This window comes from Siminovitchia sediminis (assembly GCF_042680885.1).
Taxonomy (GTDB): Bacteria; Bacillota; Bacilli; order Bacillales; family Bacillaceae_C; genus Siminovitchia; species Siminovitchia sediminis.
Genome location: NZ_JBHUEO010000044.1, coordinates 33,420 through 45,536 on the forward strand (window position 1 = coordinate 33,420; position 12,117 = coordinate 45,536).

The following is a 12,117-nucleotide window of genomic DNA, read 5'->3' on the forward strand; positions in this document are numbered from 1 at the left end:
GATGAGCAACATTTTGGAAGTAGAAGATTTACATGTATCTTTTCACACATATGCAGGAGAGGTAAAAGCTGTCAGGGGTGTTCATTTTACAATCGGCCAGGGAGAGACGGTCGCCATTGTCGGGGAATCAGGATGCGGAAAAAGCGTTACAGCGAAATCAGTCATGAGGCTGCTCCCTTCACCTCCAGCTCAATACAAGCAGGGATCTGTGAAGTTTCAGGGGAATAACTTATTGGATGCCACTGAAAAAGATATGCGGAGGATCAGGGGAAATCAAATCAGTATGATTTTTCAGGATCCGATGACATCTCTGAATCCAACGAGCAAGATAGGCAAACAAATTATGGAAGCTATTTTAAAACATCATGACATCAGTAAAAAGGCTGCAGCTGAAAAAGCAGTAGAGATGTTGAAGTTAGTAGGAATTCCACAGGCAGATAAGCGTTTTTATCAATACCCCCATGAATTTTCCGGAGGAATGAGGCAAAGGGCCATGATTGCCATGGCACTTGCATGCAGCCCCCGCCTGCTGATTGCGGATGAACCGACAACTGCTCTTGATGTGACCATACAGGCCCAAATACTGGAATTGATGAAGGATATTCAGAAGGACATGGGAACGGCTATCATGTTAATTACCCATGACTTGGGAGTTGTAGCTGAAATGGCTGATCGGGTAGTCGTTATGTATGCCGGACAGGTAGTGGAATCAGGTACGGTGAAAGAGCTGTTTGCCCATCCGCAGCATCCGTATACGATGGGACTGTTGAATTCTATCCCGCGTTTGGATATGGATAAAAACCAGCCGCTTTCTCCCATTATCGGAACACCGCCAGATTTGATAGATCCGCCGGAAGGCTGCCCGTTTTATGCCAGGTGTCAATACGCTATGCGCATATGTAAACATCATGACCCGGATTTGGAAAAAGTGAAGACCAATCAATGGGCTGCCTGCTGGCTCCACCACCCGATGGCTCATAAAAGAGTGAGTTCGTGAAAAGGAGGAAGCAGATGACACCGAAGCTGCAAGAAAAAAACTCTTTGGAACAGGGAAGCGCTTCTTATCCGTTGGTTCAAGTGGAGGGTTTAAAAAAATATTTTACAGTTGGAGACAAGAAGCTTAAAGCCGTTGATGGTTTAAATCTGGATATATTTGAAGGGGAAACCGTCGGCCTTGTTGGAGAAAGCGGATGCGGCAAGTCCACGGCCGGCCGAACGATGATCCGTTTACATGAACCGACTTCCGGTCAAGTTTTGTATAACGGAAAAAATATCTTTGACAAAAGTGAGCGTGACATGTCCAGGCTGCGCAAGGAAATTCAAATGATTTTCCAAGATCCATATGCCTCATTAAATCCCAGGATGACGGTTGAAGACATTATCGGTGAGCCTTTTGCAATCCATCATACGTTGGGAGGAAAAAAGAAAAAGGAACGAATCAAGGAACTGCTTCGGCTTGTCGGATTACAAGCAGATCATATCAGCCGCTTTCCACATGAGTTTAGCGGCGGACAACGCCAGCGGATCGGCATTGCCCGGGCGTTGGCTCTTGATCCCAAATTTATCGTCTGTGACGAGCCGATTTCCGCATTGGATGTATCCATACAGGCCCAAATTGTGAACCTGCTGAAAGATTTACAGCAGAAAATGGGATTGACTTATTTGTTTATCGCGCATGACTTATCCATGGTCAAATATATATCGGATCGCATCCTCATCATGTACCTTGGAAAAATGATTGAGCTGGCGGCCAGCGAAGAGCTGTATGAGGATCCATTGCATCCCTATACAAAAGCATTGCTGTCGTCAGTTCCGATTCCTGATCCGGAAGTGAAACGGGAACGGATCATCCTAAAGGGAGACGTGCCCAGCCCGATTGATCCGCCCAGCGGCTGTGTCTTCAGGACGCGCTGCCCTGCGGCCATGGATATCTGTGCCCAAGTTGTGCCGGTATGGCAAGAAGTGAGGACCGGCCATTTTACAGCGTGTCACTTATATCAATAGTGTTGAGGTTGGAGCGCGCCGTGCCCTTTTTCAGGGCGCCGGCGCGCTCCAACTGTCTTATAAAGTCTCCAACTGTCTTATAAAGTCTCCAACTGTCTTATAAAGTCTCCAACTGTCTTATAAAGTCTCCAACTGTCTTATAAAGTCTCCAACTGTCTTATAAAGTCTCCAACCTTCCCAAAGTATAAGCATCAACACATTTTTTTCTAATAGGTTCTATTTTTTACTCATGTTCATTGACGAACAAATTGGTTTTATGGTAAGGTAGTAACAATTTTAGAAATCCTTTAGTTCGATAGAGAGTTAAAGAATAATAGATTTGGGAAGTGAAATGGATATGTTTTTGCCAGCAGGAAGCAGAGATGAAATGGGACCGGCGGTCAGCAACCGTTTTGCTGTCATGGAAAAATTCCGGAAAGTGGCCGTTTCGCGCGGCTATGAAGAAATCTCGACGCCGGTCGTTGAATATGCCACGACCTTTACGAACGAATATGTCGATATGAAACTCCAAAATATGTTGAAGTGGTTTAATTCGGAAGGCGAGATTGAAGTTCTGCGTCCTGACTGGACGACATCCATTGCAAGGGCGCTGTCATCGCAGGAACGGAAACCCCAAAAATGGTCGTATCAAGGAGCTGTTTTTAATACAAACCGTCCTGGAATGGAGTATCACCAGGCAGGCATTGAGATTTTGCATATGCCCTCGTTAATGGGGGAAAGTGAGAGTCTGCTGATGGCCCATTCCTTTTTAACTCAGCTTGGAATTACTGATTATGCCATTGAGCTGGGCCATACGAAATTGTATGAAAGCCTTGTTCAGAAGCTGGATTTAAAAAAAGACGATGCGGAACGCCTTCGCCTGGCCATGCATGATAAGAAACAGGATGAAGTGTACCAAATCGCAATGAATAATGGCGGAAAAGAAACAGCCAAAGAACTGGCTGCATTGGTGGATGCTTATGGCGGCATCGAAATCATTGATGAATACGAAGAGCGCTGGAAAGGCAGGGAAGACCTGTTGGAAGTGCTTGCCCAGATAAAAAAGACCGCACAAATTTTAACAGAATCAGGCAGCGGTCACATCCTCGTTGATTTGGGAAGGGTGAAAAATCTGCCTTATTATTCCGGAATGATGTTTAGAGGGTTTTTACAAAAAACCGGGGCCGTCTGCTTCTCCGGCGGAAGGTATGACACATTGTATGAACGTTATGGGGGCGGTGTTTCGGCTGCTGGACTTGCTTTTGATGTAGACGTGCTGGCAGAGTTGTATCGAGACGAGTCTCCGATGAAAAAGGTTTGTATTCTCGCAAGCCCGGACACCCTTGTTTACGCTGAAAAGCTTAGGTCCTCCTATAAAAATTGTATTGTCGATATTCAGACACATGAGGCTGATTTGGGTAATTATGATAAAATATTAGAAGTAAAACTTACTGATGGAAAATTTGAGGTGTTGGAAAAGTGAAACCGACGATTGCCCTTACAAAGGGAAGGTTAGAAAAGCAATTTTTAGCATTTTTACAATCAAGAGGCTATGATACACTGCCTTTGACTGATAAAGGAAGAAAGCTCCAAGTTGAAACCAATGAATTTTTTGCCGTATTTGCCAAAGGCGTCGATGTTGCTACTTATGTTGAACATGGAATTGCAGATCTCGGGATTGTAGGCGAGGATATCCTGCTTGAATTTGAACCGGATGTGTTTGACTTATTGCCGCTCCCATTCGGAAAATGCCGCCTTGCCATTGCAGGAGAACCGGAAGGCCCGCGTTCATTTGGCAAGCAGCGGATCGCAACAAAGTTTCCAAACATTACAACGAAATATTTTCGGGAACGCGGCAAGTCTGTAGATATTGTAAAGCTCGAAGGATCGGTCGAGCTTGCTCCATTGCTGGGGCTGGCGGACAATATTGTAGATATTGTGGAAACAGGAACGACGCTAAAAGAAAACGGATTGATTGTTAAAGAGGAAATGATGTCCATTTCAGCACGGTGTATTGCAAACCGAAACTCTTTAAAGTTGAAAAAATCTGTTCTTACTCCATTGATCGACTCATTTCGCATCCAGGAGGAAGCCATATGATCCCAACGTATTCACCGAGAGAATTTCAAGACAAATTTATTTTTGCAAAAACAAAAAAGCAGCCGTTTGATGAGGGAGTATTTGAGACGGTTAAACAAATATTGGAGGACATCCGTACGCGAGGCGATCAAGCCCTTCGGGAATACACCGAAAAGTTTGATGGGTACGGCGGCACAAACTGGGAAGTGACGGCGGAAGAAAGGAAGGCTGCCTGGAAGGGAGTTTCTCCGGAAGTCATTGAGTCCCTTGAAAAAGCAGCTGCCAATATTAGGAGCTTCCATTCCAAACAGTTGCAGCAATCCAGAATAATGGAAATGTCAGAAGATATTATTTCGGGGCAGCTTTTTCGGCCGATTGAACGAACAGGCATTTACGTTCCCGGGGGAAAGGCATCATACCCCTCTACAGTACTGATGAATGCTATTCCTGCCAGTCTTGCAGGTGTAAAAGAGATAATAATGACAACACCGGTCAGGGACGGAGAAAATATTCCTTCTATCCTATCTGTTGCAGCAGATATTGCGGGAGTTCATAAAATTTATAAAATTGGTGGAAGCCAGGCAATTGCGGCCTTAGCTTACGGAACCGAACTAATCCCTTCTGTCGATAAAATTGTTGGCCCCGGAAATGCTTATGTGGCTGCTGCCAAATCCCTTGTTTTCGGCGATGTGGGTATCGATATGATTGCAGGGCCTTCTGAAGTAGCAATTATCGCAGACGAAACTGCCAACCCGGTTTTTATCGCAGCAGATTTGATTGCACAGGCAGAACATGATGAAAAGGCGCGTTCCTTCCTTTTTTCAACTTCCAAAAAGCTTGTGGATGAAGTAATGGAAGAAGTGAAAAAACAGTGCAGGGAACTTCCAAGAAAAGACATTGCAGAAGTATCGCTCAGGAATGAAGGGGCTGCTGTTGTTGCTGATTCTGTTGACCAGGCATTTGAGCTTGCCAATGCTTTGGCACCGGAACATTTGGAAATTCAACTTGAAAATGCCCTTCAACATGTAAGCAAAGTCAAAAATGCAGGATCTGTCTTTATAGGAAGTTACACACCGGAAGCGGTCGGAGATTATTTTGCAGGACCGAACCACGTACTTCCGACTGTCGGAACTGCACGATTTTCATCGGGTCTTTCAGTGGATGATTTTGTTAAAAAAACAACGTACGTCTATTATTCAGAACATGCATTGCGCCAGGCTGCACCTTATATTGAAACTCTCGCAGCAAAAGAAGAGCTGGACGGCCATGCGCGTGCAGTGAAAGTGAGGCTGAAATCGTGAGAAAAACGCTGGAGGGATTCCTTCCTTATAAAGTTAAATCAGAACAGGCGGATGTGATTCGCCTTGACAGTAATGAAGCCTTTAAAAGCCTGCTTTCCTATGTTGATTTTACCGAACTGGAAAAAACGCTGATCAACCGCTATCCGGTGGAAAGCACGGAAATGCTGATTGAGGCATACAGCAAGTTTTCCGGTTTTCCTGTCAGCAGTATATTGGCGGGAAATGGATCAGATGAATGCATTAGTTTAATTTGCCAATATGCATTGGATCCGGATGATCGGGTCATTGTGTTGAATCCAGACTTTTCGATGTATGAAAAAAGCGCCCGTGTCATGGGGGCAGAAGTGGTTACGGTTCAATTGAATGAGGACTTTTCCTTGCCGCTTGACAAACTAACGGAGGAAATTGATCGCCATCAGCCGAAGCTGCTATTCCTCTCCAATCCAAACAATCCGACGGGACGGCTTTATGAAAATGAAGAAATTGAAGCTTTAATTGAAGCAATGAAGCGGGCCGGCGGACTTTTCGTCTTGGATGAAGCGTATATAGACTTTGCAGGAGAATCCGCTTTTACAAAGAAAGTGCAGGATGATGAGAACCTGATTATTTTAAGAACGGCTTCAAAAGCGCTTGGCATGGCGGCACTTCGTGTAGGATTTGCTATTGCAAACAAAAGGCTGATTGAAGGGATCAGCAGTGTAAAAACCCCTTATAACGTGAACACTGTATCAGCTCAAATCGCAACACAGCTGCTGAAGAAGCCGGAATTGCTGGATCAATTTTTAATCCTGCAGCTGGAACAGATTGCAGAACTCGAAGATATTATGAGGGACCTGACAGAAAAGATCCCCGGATCTGTGCTTTATCCAAGCAGCGCCAACTTCTTTTTATTAAAATGGGATCGTGCCAAGGAATTGGCTGAATACTTATATAAAAGAAAAATTAAAATCCGTTTGTTTAATGACGATTCTCTGAAAGCTGTCCGGGTTTCTGCCGGAACAACTGATGAACACAAGAAACTGCAAGAGGCGTTGAGCGATTGGAGTGAACAGTATGCGGCAGGCATCCAGTAAGAGAGAGACCAATGAAACGAAAATAGAACTTTCCATTCGGCTGGATGATCCGTCCGAGGTGGATATTCAAACAGGGGTGGGCTTTTTCGATCATATGCTGACGGCATTTGCCCGCCATGGCAGGTTTGGCCTTTCTGTTCATGTGGAAGGGGACCTTCATATTGACAGCCATCATACTGTAGAAGATACCGGAATCGTCCTTGGAAAAATGGTCCGGGAAGCGCTGGGGGACAAGAAGGGAATTGTCCGCTTTGGAACTTCTTACGTTCCGATGGATGATGCACTTGGCTTTGTGTCTCTTGATATCAGCGGACGGCCGTATCTTCATTTTGAAGGAGATTTCCATTTACAGACTTTGGGGAATTTTGATACGGAGCTAGTCCGTGAGTTTTTCCAGGCATTTGCGTTTCATGCAGGCATCACCCTTCATGCCCGGGTATTATATGGGGTAAATACTCACCATAAAATCGAGGCATTGTTTAAAGCACTTGGACGGGCATTAAGAGAGGCCGTCAAGATTGATCCCGAGATTCAAGGAGTTCTTTCGACGAAAGGGCTGCTGGAATAGAATAATAAGCCAGTCAGGCAGGAGGAACAAATGAAGATTTTACCGGCGATGGATTTAATTGATGGAAAATGTGTACGGCTGTATCAGGGAGATTTTAATAAGACCACCCAAGTGGGCAGCGATCCTGAATCACAGCTGCAGACTTTTATTGAAGATGGAGCGGAAATTATCCATATCGTAGATTTGGATGGTGCCCGTTCAGGAAAGCCAGAGCAGCTCGAGCTGATTTCAAAGCTTTGTGCAAAATCGACCGTACCGATCCAGGTAGGCGGCGGGATCCGCAATTTGGAAACTGTGAAAGCTTACGTGGAGGCAGGTGTGGATCGCATTGTCATTGGGACGGCGGCCGTTCACGATGAAAATTTCTTAAAAGAAGCCCTAAAGGATTATCAAAAACATATCGTGGTCGGCATTGACGCCCGGGATGAAAAAGTGGCAGTTGCAGGTTGGGAGACTGAGACAGAAGCAGACTATATCGAATTTGCAAAAAAGATGGAAACTCTGGGAGTTGAAACCATTGTCTTTACAGATATTTCAAAAGACGGAACAATGCAAGGCCCTAACCTGGATCAGCTGAGAAAAATCAATGATGCTGTTAATTGTAAAATTGTTGCTTCAGGAGGAATCAGAAATCAAGCAGACCTTGATGCTGTGGCAGCACTCGGCCTTGAGGAAGCAATTGTCGGTAAGGCCATGTATGAAGGCACTGTAAAATTAAGGAGGTCATGATCAATGAAAAAGATCATTCCTTGTTTAGACGTGAAAAATGGACAGGTAGTCAAAGGAATTCATTTTGAAGGGCTCCGCCAAATGGGTGACCCCGTGGAAATGGCCTCAAATTACTCGGAAAATGGTGCAGATGAACTGGTTTTGCTCGATATTTCAGCTACAACTGAAGGCAGAGAAACAATTATAGATGTGGTCAAAAAAGTAGCAGATTCAATTTCGATCCCGTTTGCTGTCGGCGGGGGCATCAGAACTTTAGACGATATATCCCGTGTACTGGATGCAGGAGCCGATAAAGCAGGCATTAATTCGGCAGCCGTTGATCGTCCTGAGCTGATCAAAGAAGCAGCAGAAAAGTTTGGTTCGGATAAAATCGTAGCAGCAGTCGATGCCAAACAGTTTCCTGATGGTACATGGCATGTCATGACTCATGGGGGCATGCAGGATGCGGGACTGGATGCAGTCCAATGGGCCAAAATGCTGGAAGAGCTTGGCGCAGGAGAAATTTTATTGACAAGCGTAGATAAGGACGGCGTTAAAGACGGATATGACTTGGAATTGACCAAAGCGATCGTGGACGCGGTAGATATTCCGGTGACAGCTTCAGGCGGCTGCGGAAATGCCGAGGATATCGTAGAGGTATTTGAAAAGACGGATTGTGCTTCGGCTTTGGCTGCCTCTATTTTTCATGAAAATACAGTCAGCATTCCTGAGGTAAAAAAATTATGCCGTGAGCGGGGAGTGAGTGTCAGTGACTCCTGACTTTTCAAAAGGGCTGCTTCCTGCCATTGTAGTGGATGACAAAAGCGGCGAAGTGTTAATGCTGGCATACATGGATGAAACAGCCTATCAAAAGACGCTGGAAACGAAGGAGACATGGTTTTACTCCAGGTCCCGCCAAGAATATTGGAACAAGGGAGCGACATCCGGAAACAGACAGCGGGTCAAATCCATCCTCGCTGACTGTGACGGGGATACGCTGCTTGTGAGAGTGGATCCGCTTGGCCCGGCCTGCCACACGGGTGAAAAATCCTGCTTTTTTGATACGATTGCCGGTGAGGATGAGCTTCCGCTGTCATCTGTTGTTTCTTCATTGGCGGAAGAAATCAGCGAACGAAAAGCAAAGCCCGTGGAAGGCTCCTATACCGCTTATTTGTTTGACAAGGGAACAGATAAAATTGCCAAGAAGCTTATAGAGGAGGCCGGCGAGGTCATTATCGCTGCAAAAAACAAGGACAAAGAAGAGTTGGTGAATGAATTTGCAGATCTCTTTTACCACAGCTTTGTGCTGATGGCGGACCAGGATGTTCCCTGGGAAGACGTACTCGCCGAGCTGAAAAATCGCTCATCCAAAAAGGGAAACCTAAAAAAAGAACGGCCTGAAATTGAAAACTGGTAACCCGGGGTATTGGCCCCGGGTTTTTTCTTGTCATTTATGCTGTTGACTTCAATGGGTTGAATACGGTGATAGTTGATAGGCATTCGATGCATCTTTTGTTCAAATAACCATGCATCATGTTGTTGTCAGGCTGTCCCTTACGGGAACTGTCGGAAAGGATGCGGAAGTAAACTATGATGCAGGCATCAATGTATAGCAGCAGGACAGCTGTCAGAGCCGCAGGAATCTTTACTGAAATCCATAGGGTCATGACAGATAAAAATGCAAACAGATAGATTTCTCCTCATAATTTAATCCCTCAATCTACACGATTATCACCAAGTACAATAGATGGAAACTGATGATCATCAAGGTTTTTGTTGAAACTTTGTATAAATAACGGATAAGCTAATTTCCATTCCTGCGATACCTTTCTTCCCTTGTTATCATGTTAAGAAGCCGGGCCTTCCGTTCTCTTTTTACGAGCAATTTCCAGTCCGATTGCAATTTGCTTTAATACAGCTTCAACGCTTTCTTCAATCCATCGGCGGGCCTTTTTGGATGGCTTTTTCCAGGGTTGCCGGTTTCTGAATAATGCTCGAAAGTTTTTATTAACATGATGAAAGCAGGCGACACCGACTTGCTGTATAACTCCCTTTCAGAAGAAGTCGTTTGGCTGATGACAGGATCATTTATTATTGGAGTGGGTGTCAGGAGATCGGTTTTGGGAGTAAGAATCAGCAGCTTAGTAATGGAAAAATCAAAGATCTAAAACGGCAACCTAAACGGTTTAGTTCTGGCATTATTTTCAACGGCTTTTTCATAGTCATGAATGTGAACATGATAAACAAAAAGCAATTCAATCACTTTAAAAGAGGCGAAAGGCAGAATAGAACAAGAGACGGATGCTGCAGTCAGACAGATTCAGCATGCTGAGAAAAACAGGGCCTTGGCGCTCATCAACAAAAACAACAAAATATACAGAGTCCAGTACGATCTGGATGATACATCGGTAGTGAGCAGACCGAATTGGAATTGGATTCAGATTTTACCGGAAAGGGTAAGCTGAAGCCCAAGGAACATCTCACAATGATATCTGAGCAACAGGCGAAAGCTGTAGCCCTGAAAAGGTTAACGGAAAGGTGACCGGACTTTCAGACTTCAAGATGAAAAATGGAAATCATTATAAAGTTACTGTGGACGGCCGAGTTGATGGTGCACATGTATATGTTCGGGGGAATACAGGATACATTACATCCATCACCTGGTATACAAAGAAAAGTGACGATGGCCATGATGGTGACGATGACAACGATGATTACAGTAATGATGAAGATGATGACGACTGATCCATGATACTAGTAAAAGGATACATGGAATCTCGTTTTCCATTTCCCTATATCCTGAAAAATGGAACCTATTGGGAAAGGAACAGTTAGCTGGTCTTCATTCGTTTTTTCTCCATATATCATATACACTATTAAGAAAGGGATTATATGAAAGGAGGGAAGACGATGAATGATGCAAAGCCTGAGAATACGTCTGGTGACTGGCTTGTAGAAGCAACGATCGAAGATTTGCAGGATAAGATGGCAGAGGGGGAAGTGACGTCAGGAGAACTTGTACAAATGTACTTTCACCGGATAGCCAGATTCGATGGAAAGCTCCGCTCCGTTTTGGAGCTCAATCCGGATGCATTGCATATTGCCTCAGCGCTGGATGCGGAAAGAAAAAGAAAAGGCCCCAGGGGCCCTCTTCATGGAATTCCGATCCTTCTGAAGGATAATATTGATACAGGGGATAAGATGCATACGTCAGCCGGATCGTATGCACTGGCAGGCCATCTGGCAGAGGAGGATGCATTTATTGTTTCTAGACTCAGAAGAGCGGGTGCTGTCCTTCTGGGAAAAACAAACATGACGGAATGGGCCAATTTTATGACAGTCAATATGCCGAGCGGATACAGTTCGAGGGGAGGGCAGACGCTAAATCCTTACGGGCCCGGAAAGTTTGATGTCGGAGGATCAAGCTCAGGTGCGGGTGCAGCGGCGGCTGCCAATTTTGCGGCAGCAGCAGTCGGAACGGAAACGTCAGGATCCATTTTAAATCCGTGTTTAAAAAACTCCCTTGTTGGAATCAAGCCAACGGTCGGACTGTTGAGCAGGCGTGGGATTATCCCCATTGCGCACAGCCAGGATACCCCTGGACCGATGGCAAAAACAGTCAAAGATGCCGCTTATCTCTTAAGCATCATGAGCGGAACAGACGAAAATGACCCGGCAACAGGCGCTATTCCCTCAACATTACCGAAAGACTACGCCGGTATTCTCTCTGATACGGATTTGACAGGCATTCGAATCGGTATCGCAGGGGAACCTTACACCCTCAGACTTAGTAAGCATAAGCTTGCTTTGATGGATGAAGCTAAAAATGTCCTAAGAGAGTTAGGAGCAGAGCTGGTCGAACCTATAGAGATTCCCTCAGCAAGGAATACTTGGACTTTTGATATTTTTACTTATGAATTTAAAGTGAATCTCAATGTCTACCTTCAACAAACATCTCCAACCAATCGAGTCCGCTCGCTGGCAGAAGTGATCCGATATAACGAAGAAGACCCTGAACGGATGCTTAAGTATGGACAGGTTTTACTGAAACTTTCTGAATCAACAAGCGGGACACTGACAGAGCCCGATTATTTAAACAAATTGGAAGAAGATTTTCGTCTGGCAAGAAATGAGGGTATCGATTATGCAATAAAGAAGCATCAGCTGGACGCTATATTTTTTGGAGGTGACAGGGGGTCGGTGATCTCCGCGCGTGCCGGTTATCCGACTGTCATCGTCCCGGCGGGATATATTCCAAATGGTGAACCGTTTGGCGTTTCCTTTACAGGAACTGCGTTCAGTGAGGAAAAGCTGCTTCAGATTGCTTATGCCTTTGAACAGGCAACTCATCACCGTAAACCGCCTAAACTCATTTTGAATGATGAGGAATGACAAAGAAAATTCT

The 12,117-nt window shown here is 45.0% G+C and carries 13 protein-coding genes; all 13 read left to right on the top strand.

All coding sequences use genetic code 11. The features are described 5' to 3' along the window. Position 1: 1 nt before the first annotated feature. The 13 genes from ACFSCZ_RS13660 to ACFSCZ_RS13720 all read left to right on the top strand — a co-directional run bounded on the left by ACFSCZ_RS13660 (position 2) and on the right by ACFSCZ_RS13720 (position 12,104). Entirely contained in the window at positions 2 to 997 is a 996-nt protein-coding gene (locus ACFSCZ_RS13660; protein WP_380774571.1) for an ABC transporter ATP-binding protein, read from the top strand. A gap of 14 nt (positions 998 to 1,011) precedes the next feature. Then, positions 1,012 to 2,004 (top strand): ABC transporter ATP-binding protein, encoded by a 993-nt coding sequence (locus tag ACFSCZ_RS13665; protein WP_380774572.1) that lies wholly within the window; start codon positions 1,012 to 1,014, stop codon positions 2,002 to 2,004. A 337-nt stretch (positions 2,005 to 2,341) separates the two neighbouring features. After that, positions 2,342 to 3,466 carry an ATP phosphoribosyltransferase regulatory subunit gene (locus tag ACFSCZ_RS13670; RefSeq protein WP_380774574.1) on the top strand — a complete coding sequence of 375 codons (1,125 nt, stop codon included), beginning with the start codon at positions 2,342 to 2,344 and terminating at the stop codon, positions 3,464 to 3,466. Continuing rightward, complete coding sequence (gene hisG, locus ACFSCZ_RS13675; RefSeq protein ID WP_380774576.1) at positions 3,463 to 4,083, top strand: ATP phosphoribosyltransferase; 621 nt, start codon at positions 3,463 to 3,465, stop codon at positions 4,081 to 4,083. The genes ACFSCZ_RS13670 and hisG overlap by 4 nt, the downstream gene beginning before the upstream one ends. Further along, positions 4,080 to 5,363, top strand: a complete 1,284-nt coding sequence (gene hisD, locus ACFSCZ_RS13680) for a histidinol dehydrogenase (RefSeq protein ID WP_380774578.1) — start codon at positions 4,080 to 4,082, stop codon at positions 5,361 to 5,363. Before hisG ends, hisD begins: the two co-directional genes overlap by 4 nt. Then, positions 5,360 to 6,436 (top strand): pyridoxal phosphate-dependent aminotransferase, encoded by a 1,077-nt coding sequence (locus ACFSCZ_RS13685; protein ID WP_380774580.1) that lies wholly within the window; start codon positions 5,360 to 5,362, stop codon positions 6,434 to 6,436. The genes hisD and ACFSCZ_RS13685 overlap by 4 nt, the downstream gene beginning before the upstream one ends. Next, the gene (gene hisB, locus ACFSCZ_RS13690) at positions 6,417 to 7,004 is read left to right on the top strand and encodes an imidazoleglycerol-phosphate dehydratase HisB (protein ID WP_380774582.1); all 588 of its coding nucleotides are present in this window, start codon (positions 6,417 to 6,419) and stop codon (positions 7,002 to 7,004) included. The genes ACFSCZ_RS13685 and hisB overlap by 20 nt, the downstream gene beginning before the upstream one ends. A gap of 30 nt (positions 7,005 to 7,034) precedes the next feature. Then, positions 7,035 to 7,733: a 1-(5-phosphoribosyl)-5-[(5-phosphoribosylamino)methylideneamino]imidazole-4-carboxamide isomerase gene (hisA, locus tag ACFSCZ_RS13695; RefSeq protein ID WP_380774584.1), complete on the top strand. Its 699-nt coding sequence runs from the start codon at positions 7,035 to 7,037 to the stop codon at positions 7,731 to 7,733. A 3-nt stretch (positions 7,734 to 7,736) separates the two neighbouring features. After that, a complete protein-coding gene (hisF, locus tag ACFSCZ_RS13700) occupies positions 7,737 to 8,492 on the top strand; it encodes an imidazole glycerol phosphate synthase subunit HisF (RefSeq protein WP_380774585.1) in 756 nt (251 codons plus the stop codon). Next, a complete protein-coding gene (hisIE, locus tag ACFSCZ_RS13705; RefSeq protein WP_380774587.1) occupies positions 8,482 to 9,129 on the top strand; it encodes a bifunctional phosphoribosyl-AMP cyclohydrolase/phosphoribosyl-ATP diphosphatase HisIE in 648 nt (215 codons plus the stop codon). Before hisF ends, hisIE begins: the two co-directional genes overlap by 11 nt. A 595-nt stretch (positions 9,130 to 9,724) precedes the next feature. After that, positions 9,725 to 9,880 carry a hypothetical protein gene (locus ACFSCZ_RS13710; protein ID WP_380774589.1) on the top strand — a complete coding sequence of 52 codons (156 nt, stop codon included), beginning with the start codon at positions 9,725 to 9,727 and terminating at the stop codon, positions 9,878 to 9,880. Between the two features lie 370 nt (positions 9,881 to 10,250). Next, positions 10,251 to 10,457, top strand: coding sequence for a hypothetical protein (locus ACFSCZ_RS13715; RefSeq protein WP_380774590.1), 207 nt, complete (start codon positions 10,251 to 10,253; stop codon positions 10,455 to 10,457). A 165-nt stretch (positions 10,458 to 10,622) separates the two neighbouring features. Beyond that, positions 10,623 to 12,104: an amidase family protein gene (locus ACFSCZ_RS13720; RefSeq protein WP_380774593.1), complete on the top strand. Its 1,482-nt coding sequence runs from the start codon at positions 10,623 to 10,625 to the stop codon at positions 12,102 to 12,104. The last annotated feature ends 13 nt before the right edge of the window (positions 12,105 to 12,117 follow it).

Excerpts from the sequence above, each read along its gene's own strand:
- ACFSCZ_RS13670 (WP_380774574.1), top strand. The coding sequence starts at position 2,342 with ATGTTTTTGCCAGCAGGAAGCAGAGATGAAATGGGACCGGCGGTCAGC.
- ACFSCZ_RS13665 (WP_380774572.1), top strand. The coding sequence starts at position 1,012 with ATGACACCGAAGCTGCAAGAAAAAAACTCTTTGGAACAGGGAAGCGCT.
- ACFSCZ_RS13660 (WP_380774571.1), top strand. The coding sequence starts at position 2 with ATGAGCAACATTTTGGAAGTAGAAGATTTACATGTATCTTTTCACACA.
- hisD (WP_380774578.1), top strand. The coding sequence starts at position 4,080 with ATGATCCCAACGTATTCACCGAGAGAATTTCAAGACAAATTTATTTTT.
- ACFSCZ_RS13710 (WP_380774589.1), top strand. The coding sequence starts at position 9,725 with ATGATGAAAGCAGGCGACACCGACTTGCTGTATAACTCCCTTTCAGAA.
- hisA (WP_380774584.1), top strand. The coding sequence starts at position 7,035 with ATGAAGATTTTACCGGCGATGGATTTAATTGATGGAAAATGTGTACGG.
- ACFSCZ_RS13720 (WP_380774593.1), top strand. The coding sequence starts at position 10,623 with ATGAATGATGCAAAGCCTGAGAATACGTCTGGTGACTGGCTTGTAGAA.
- hisB (WP_380774582.1), top strand. The coding sequence starts at position 6,417 with ATGCGGCAGGCATCCAGTAAGAGAGAGACCAATGAAACGAAAATAGAA.
- hisF (WP_380774585.1), top strand. The coding sequence starts at position 7,737 with ATGAAAAAGATCATTCCTTGTTTAGACGTGAAAAATGGACAGGTAGTC.